Genomic DNA, 6892 nt, shown 5'->3' with positions numbered 1-6892 from the left:
CCACTCAAGCCCAAAGCCGACAAGCTCGCCGCGTAGGCAGGCGCCGCTTTCGCGGCATTGGCTATTTGTTTAACAAAAACCGATAGTTAAAGCGTAGTTTCGTCTACTACGTGGAGGAAGATCCGCCTGAGAATCGAGACCACCATGAATCATCCGGCAGAGTTCAAAATCCTCACTTCCTCCGAGAACGCTGAGGGAAAGGTCGTCTGCCGGTGGTGTCCCATGCGCAAAGGGGTCTCGAATTTCTGGCGCGATGCCGAAGTCGCTCAGGGTGCCCACTCGCGCCTGATCGACGCCTTGGCCAAGGCTCCCCTTCAAGGCAATGCGACCGAGGCCCTCGATCACCTTTGCCGGTCACAGAGCAAGGCCGGTCAGCACGTCGCCGCCTTCAACCCGGTCACTCCGGAGAATGTCACCCTCTTTAAGGCGCTGCTTGCCGGGGAGTTCCACCTCAATGGATTCCGCCACAGGGACCTCCAGGGCAAGCTTTACTCAGCCCCTCCGACCAACCCTATCGAGGCCAAACATCGTACGCATCGAACCAGCCGCCTGATCGCCAAATTGCGCGGCCATGGCTTGATTGCCAAGGTCACCAACTCTCGCCTCTATCGCGTCACACACAGGGGCGTGAAGGCCATGTGGGCCGCCGTCCGCTGCCGCTGCATCGACTTCCCCATCGCTTTCAACATGTCAGAATCATTCGCGCAATAGAGACAAGTTCTGCGGGGGAATTTCATACAACGGTATGAACCTAAAAACCGCAGTTAGCCGACTTCATCGGCATAGTTTCCCAGCAACGGATGCGTTGGTGGCCCCTCGGCGCCAGCGAGAATCTGCTTGAGGTGATCACAGACACGATGCCAAACGGATGGGTCGGGCAACTGCTCCGCAGTTTCGGCCACCCAGCCTTGAAGCAAGGCAAAGACTCGCGTCAGCGCCGCCCGCGCTGGTGCGAAGTGAGCATGCAATCCGGTTAGGGTCACGGTGGTCTGCCCGGCATGTTCAGTCTTTCGCCCGACGGATGTCATAAGCCAGGGGCGGCTGGTGATGGCCTCTCGCCGAGCCTCCGGGTTCGCCAGTCGAACGAACAAACTCCACCCGTTGTAAATCAGAGCCACGGCACGAGCAGCCAACTGACAGCGATGCAGGTCGTGCGTCGTATAGCCGCCCCAACCCCACTGGTTCTTGAGTTCATCGAAGGCGTTCTCGGCATCGGCCCGATCTCGGTAGAGCTGACCGAGGCTGAGAATCTCGTAGCGGGTGTTGGTCACGAGAACGGCGTACTCGTAACCGGTGATCTCCTTCCCCCTTTTTCGGTTGGCCTCGATGAACGACAGCATCAGCTGGCCGCTCTCCTCCTGGGCCACCTTCTCGCGGGTGAGCGGACGACGAAGAACGACGACTCGCCGCTTGTGGTCCCAGCCCTGGAGCGCCAATTGACCCTCTTTTCCCTCCCAGCCTTGGCCCGCATCCGTCCAGTCGGTTTCGTCACAGACGCGGCTGATATGCCGCTTGACGTTCTTGGACAGCTTGAGCTTGAACAGATCGGGCTGCTCACGCTCTTCCAGCGCCGCCATCAGCCCGTCCGTTCATAGCCGTTGTCGCCGCGTACCAGCTTTGGCTTCTTCGCCAAGGGCAGCGCATCCAGAATCTTCAGCAGCCCCGGCTGACCGGGCTTCGACGAATGCTCGTTGCCCGCATGCACTTCGACACCCAATACCAGGCGCAGACCGGCCATCAGGTAGATATGGTAACTGTGCGACGGCCGACCCGGCTTCTTCGGGTTGTAGGCCACGACGGCGCCTTCCGGGTGACCGTACAGCACTTTGACGGTCGTGTCGGTGTCGAGAATCCACGCGGCGTCCAGCAGCCCCGCCGTACTCTCGTCGAGATGCCCGTCGAGCCAGGTCGTCCCAGCCGCTTCCAGAATCCTCAGCAACCCCTTGCGGAGGGCGTCCTCAGAAACGACTTTGCTCATCTCCAGCAAGCCAGGATTCACCCCGTCGCCCCGGAGGTCGTGACGTGCGAATAGCGCCGGTGCCCCGACAGAATGGACAGCATCCACGTGCCCAGAACGTCCGCGATCGACGGCGCGTTTGGGCTGCCGTACGTCAGTGGGCAGCCTGCCAGCCACCGTGACCACAGCCCCGTCAGATGTAGAAACTGGATAAAGTAAGCCAACTGACCCATCGGCGTCGCTGCACTTTCCGTCTCCCAACGCACCTGAACCTTGCCCGCCATCGTCTGCACGCCAGCACACGACAAAAGCATCTCTTTGTGCTTCTCCAGCTTCCGTTTCGCCTCACCCATTTGGGGGCCTCTCTCATCCGCCAAAAAGCCACACATTGCCTGAGGTTCAGCCGGTTTGCACGCTGGCGACTGCGGTTTTTAGGATGAACAATTGAGGATATCACCTTAGTCTTTCAGGGTTTCGAAGCCGATCGAGACACGCTGAAGTCCCGTTGCCCGGCGGCGTACGTCGGTAGTGTGTGCTCGGGCGCCGAGACCTGCCACGCTGCAGGCGACGTCAATCCCGGCGCCTATGGGCGGATCGTTCGCATCAAGATCACCGAGCAGGATCGCCGCCTCTTCGTGCCGACGCCCCATGGCAGCCCAAGCTGGCATCGGGGCTACAACCGGCGCAGCGCACGGGAACGAATCAACAACCGTATCGACAACCGCTTCGGCTTCGAGCACCACTTCATCCGCGGCATATCGACAAGATGAGGCTGCGCGTAGGGTTGGCCTTTGTGGTCATGCTCGCGATGGCGCTCGGGCCCATCCAGCAGGGGCGTGCTCACCAAATGCGCTCACTGGTCCAGACTCCACGGCCGGCCAACGGTTAGCGCCATCAGGCGACTCCCTCGCATCAGCCACACCAGACCGTGAATCCCCGGCGGGGACAGCTGGCGCCCAAGGATCGTCAAAACCAGAAAAACCCGGCGCCGACGACAAAAAACCAGCGCAGCCTCGCCTCCTACGGCTGCCGGTACGTCGATGCCGTCGCTAGAAATGCGTACGGCATGTTTGCGGCGCTGGAGAATCGACACATCGAAAATGTCTCAGCACGCCTCAGCACGCAAACCCTTTGACGATGCACCCATGAATACTTAGAATATGCGGTTCTTTGCTTTGTTATTTGGAGTCCAACATGTACGCGGTCATAAAAACCGGTGGCAAGCAGTATCGAGTTGTCAACGGCGAAAAATTGAAAATAGAACAGATACCGGCAGAAGTTGGCGCAGAACTCACCCTTGATCAGGTTCTCATGATTGGCGAAGGCGAAACCGTACAGGTCGGCACGCCAGTCGTTAGCGGCGCCACGGTCAGGGTCACTGTGCTTTCTCATGGTCGTCACGACAAAATCCGGATTTTCAAGATGCGTCGTCGCAAACATTCGATGAAGCATCAGGGGCATCGCCAGAATTACACTGAAATTCGCGTTGACGCCATCGCCGGTAGCTCTACGCCCGAACTTTCGGCCTGACTTGGAAGGAATTTGACTCATGGCACACAAAAAAGCAGGCGGCAGCGTACGTAACGGCCGCGACTCGGAAGCAAAACGTCTGGGCGTCAAACGCTATGGGGGGCAACTGGTGCGCGCTGGCAACATCATCGTTCGCCAGCGTGGCACCGCTTATCATCCCGGCAACAATATGGGCATTGGCAAGGACCACACCCTGTTCGCGCTGGTCGACGGGCACGTGCAGTTCGCGATCAAGGGAGCGCTGAACCGGCGCACGGTCAGCATCATTCCGGTTAGCGTCTGAACAACGCTGGCAGCCAAGGCCAGCCAGCCCTGCACGAAGCCCTATCCTTGCCGGTAGGGCTTTTTGCTTTCCCATCTCGCGAGACAGGAAGCACACATGAGATTCATCGACGAGGCGAAAATTCTTGTTGGCGCCGGCGACGGAGGCAACGGTATTGCCTCGTTTCGGCGTGAGAAATATGAACCCGAGGGGGGGCCGGATGGCGGTGATGGCGGACATGGCGGCAATGTGCATGTGCTTGCCGACCGCAACGTCAATACCCTGATCGAGTACCGTTACACCCGCAGGTTTCGCGCCAAGCGCGGCGAGAACGGCGGTTCCAGCGACTGCTACGGCAAGCGTGGCCAGGATCTGACGCTACGTATGCCGGTCGGCACCCTGATCGCTGATGTCAATACCAACGAAATACTTGCCGACCTCGACGAGGATGGCAAGAAAGTGCTTCTGGCCAAAGGCGGCCGTGGCGGCCTTGGCAACATCCACTTCAAGTCAAGTGTCAATCGCACACCACGCCAGTGCACACGCGGAGAACCCGGCGAGCAGCTTGACCTGCGGCTGGAGTTGCGCCTGTTGGCCGATGTCGGCCTGCTGGGACTGCCCAACGCCGGCAAGAGCACCTTTCTGCGCGCGGTCTCGGCAGCCCGTCCGAAAGTGGCTGATTACCCGTTTACAACCACCGAACCGCATCTCGGCGTCGTGCGCGTAGACCAGGACAGGAGCTTCGTGGTCGCCGACATTCCCGGCTTGATCGACGGCGCCGCTGAAGGCGCCGGCTTGGGCATCCGCTTTCTCAAGCATCTGATGCGCACACGCTTGTTGCTGCACATCGTCGACCTGGCGCCGTTCGATCCACAGGCCGACCCTGTTCGCGACGCAATGACCATTGTCCATGAGCTGGAAAAATACGACCCTGAACTTGCCAGCAAGCCGCGCTGGCTGGTCCTCAACAAGCTTGACCTGATTCCCGAGGACGAGCGCGAGCAGCGCATTGCCGACTTTCTGGAAGCCTGCCAGACCGTCAATACGAGAGCAACCCCGAGTTTTCGGGTCAGCGCCATCAGCGGCGACGGCTGTCGTCTGCTGGCACAGAAACTCCAGGAGGCGCTGGACCAGCTGCCCCGCGCTTCCTCGTCTGCCGTAAAAACAGCCAGCGCCGTGCATTTCCCCAACGGCCTGTGCGAAGACGGGCAAACCTCCTGAACATGCTCACCACCCGTACCGCTTCTGCCCGCCGGCTGGTCATTAAAGTGGGTTCGGCGCTGGTCACCAACAACGGCGAAGGTCTTGATCTGGCGGCCATCGATGAGTGGGCAAGACAGATCGCCGAGTTATGCCAAACCGGGAGACAGGTCGTTCTGGTCTCTTCGGGAGCGATTGCCTGCGGCCTGCAACGTCTGGGCTGGCACAAGCGCCCGCGTGCCGTGCATGAGCTGCAGGCGGCGGCGGCCGTCGGCCAGATGGGACTGGCGCAGGTGTATGAGCGCGCCTTTGCCCGCTACGGCCTGCATACCGCCCAGATTCTGCTCACCCATGACGATCTCGCCGACCGCAAGCGCTACCTCAATGCCCGCTCGACGCTGAGCACCCTCCTGCAGCTTGGCGTCGTACCGATCATCAACGAGAACGACACCGTCGTGACCGACGAAATCAAGTTCGGTGACAATGACACGCTTGGCGCGCTGGTGGCCAATCTGATCGAAGCCGATTGCCTGCTCATTCTCACCGATCAGCCAGGCCTGTTCACTGCCGACCCCCGCCGGGACGCGACTGCCACGCTGATCAGTGAAGCGCGGGCCGGCAATCCTGCCCTGGAAGCGATGGCCGGCGGCGTCGGCAGCGCATTCGGCAAAGGTGGCATGATTACCAAGGTGATCGCCGCCAAGCGAGCGGCACGCAGTGGCGCACACACCGTCATCGCCAGCGGGCGAGAGACTGACGTGATTGTTCGACTGGCACGTGGGGAGCCACTCGGAACGTTGCTGGTCTCGGAAACCCAGCCGCTCACGGCGCGCAAGCAATGGCTCGCGGATCATCTGCAGCTCAATGGCAAACTGGTTCTCGATAGCGGTGCCATCCATGCGCTCAGGGATGGGAAAAGCCTCCTGCCGATTGGTGTCCTGATGGTTCAGGGCGACTTTGAACGCGGTGCAGCGGTTGCTTGCGTCTCCAGCGAAGGACTTGAAGTTGCCCGTGGCCTGGTTAACTACGGCAGCAGCGATGGTCGGCGTATCGCGCGCCGCGCCAGCCAAGATATCGAAGATATTCTTGGCTATATCGACGAGCCTGAGATTATCCATCGCGACAACCTGATTCTCACCTGACTACCGCCTGGCGGACCCGAAGTTCGACACCGAGACGGCGATTACGCGCGGATGTAGGGCAACAGAATCCTCACCCGAGCGAGCCATCCGCCAACGTAACAGGCATCGGTGCCCGCATCCCCTCAGAAATCCTGTTGTGCTTTCTGCCGCAGCCGCCACTCGGACCTGAATGTAGGCAGGTAGAATGCACCGATGGCAAACGATCACGACAGCGGCTACAAATTTCTCTTCTCGACGCCCGAACTGGTGCGTGACCTGATCCTCGGCTTCGTGCCGGACGACTGGCTGCACCACCTGGACTACGGCACGCTGGAGCGGGTTCCTGGCAGCTACGTCAGCGAAGACCTCCGCCAGCGAGCCGACGACCTTGTCTGGCGGGTGAAGGTGGGTGGCGAGTGGGTCTATCTCTACCTGCTGATCGAGTTCCAGAGCACCGTTGACCCCTACATGGCGCTGCGCATGATGGTCTACGTGGGCCTGCTCTATCAGACACTGATCAAGGAGGGCCAGGTACGGGCCGATGACAGCAGTTCTCATTTCAAACCCACGCAAGGCGGCTGTTGGCGTAGGTTGGCGTACGAGGATTGGGAGACGTGGGCGATGAAGATTGAGGGAAACTCCGCCTGTTCTAAAAATAATGCTGGTAAACAGTACGTTATAGTGTTAACCTCGAACTTGATCGAGAAGGTTCGGGATGCCTTCCGGGCTTTGCCGGATGGGCGTAAGCAGAGCAACGCCCGGCGCTATGAGAGGGAGGACGCGGCCCTGTCGGCCTTCGCCGTGTTTTTCTCGCAAAGTCCG

General features: G+C 60.2%; 10 protein-coding genes. 7 read left to right on the top strand and 3 right to left on the bottom strand.

What is annotated here, in order from left to right:
* Positions 1-144: 144 nt before the first annotated feature.
* Complete coding sequence (locus V5B39_RS21065; RefSeq protein WP_332344797.1) at positions 145-711, top strand: hypothetical protein; 567 nt, start codon at positions 145-147, stop codon at positions 709-711.
* 53 nt (positions 712-764) lie between these two features.
* On the opposite strand, the gene V5B39_RS21060 is transcribed toward V5B39_RS21065, so the two are convergent.
* Genes V5B39_RS21060 through V5B39_RS21050 form a run of 3 tightly spaced genes read right to left on the bottom strand, consistent with a single transcriptional unit; the run spans position 765 to position 2310 of the window.
* Positions 765-1577: a transposase gene (locus V5B39_RS21060; protein WP_332344796.1), complete on the bottom strand. Its 813-nt coding sequence runs from the start codon at positions 1575-1577 to the stop codon at positions 765-767.
* Positions 1577-1978 (bottom strand): hypothetical protein, encoded by a 402-nt coding sequence (locus V5B39_RS21055; RefSeq protein WP_332344795.1) that lies wholly within the window; start codon positions 1976-1978, stop codon positions 1577-1579. Before V5B39_RS21055 ends, V5B39_RS21060 begins: the two co-directional genes overlap by 1 nt.
* 17 nt (positions 1979-1995) lie before the next feature.
* Positions 1996-2310 (bottom strand): hypothetical protein, encoded by a 315-nt coding sequence (locus V5B39_RS21050; protein ID WP_332344794.1) that lies wholly within the window; start codon positions 2308-2310, stop codon positions 1996-1998.
* Between the two features lie 177 nt (positions 2311-2487).
* Here V5B39_RS21050 and V5B39_RS21045 point away from each other — a divergent pair, with 177 nt between their 5' ends.
* The 6 genes from V5B39_RS21045 to V5B39_RS22370 all read left to right on the top strand — a co-directional run.
* Positions 2488-2727 (top strand): hypothetical protein, encoded by a 240-nt coding sequence (locus V5B39_RS21045; protein WP_332343465.1) that lies wholly within the window; start codon positions 2488-2490, stop codon positions 2725-2727.
* A 424-nt stretch (positions 2728-3151) separates the two neighbouring features.
* On the top strand, positions 3152-3487 hold the full coding sequence (gene rplU, locus V5B39_RS21040) for a 50S ribosomal protein L21 (protein WP_332344793.1): 336 nt from the start codon (positions 3152-3154) through the stop codon (positions 3485-3487).
* Positions 3488-3506: 19 nt separating this feature from the next.
* Positions 3507-3770 (top strand): 50S ribosomal protein L27, encoded by a 264-nt coding sequence (gene rpmA, locus V5B39_RS21035; protein ID WP_332344792.1) that lies wholly within the window; start codon positions 3507-3509, stop codon positions 3768-3770.
* 96 nt (positions 3771-3866) lie between these two features.
* A complete protein-coding gene (gene cgtA, locus V5B39_RS21030) occupies positions 3867-4970 on the top strand; it encodes an Obg family GTPase CgtA (protein ID WP_332344791.1) in 1104 nt (367 codons plus the stop codon).
* A 2-nt stretch (positions 4971-4972) separates the two neighbouring features.
* The gene (gene proB / locus V5B39_RS21025) at positions 4973-6091 is read left to right on the top strand and encodes a glutamate 5-kinase (RefSeq protein WP_332344790.1); all 1119 of its coding nucleotides are present in this window, start codon (positions 4973-4975) and stop codon (positions 6089-6091) included.
* Positions 6092-6283: 192 nt separating this feature from the next.
* On the top strand, positions 6284-6892 hold a 609-nt coding region (locus V5B39_RS22370), incomplete at its 3' end, for an Rpn family recombination-promoting nuclease/putative transposase (protein WP_434735746.1).

It is taken from the genome of Accumulibacter sp., assembly GCF_036625275.1.
Taxonomy (GTDB): Bacteria; Pseudomonadota; Gammaproteobacteria; order Burkholderiales; family Rhodocyclaceae; genus Accumulibacter.
Note: the sequence above shows the minus strand (reverse complement) of the source record. Positions and strands in the feature narration are given on the sequence as shown.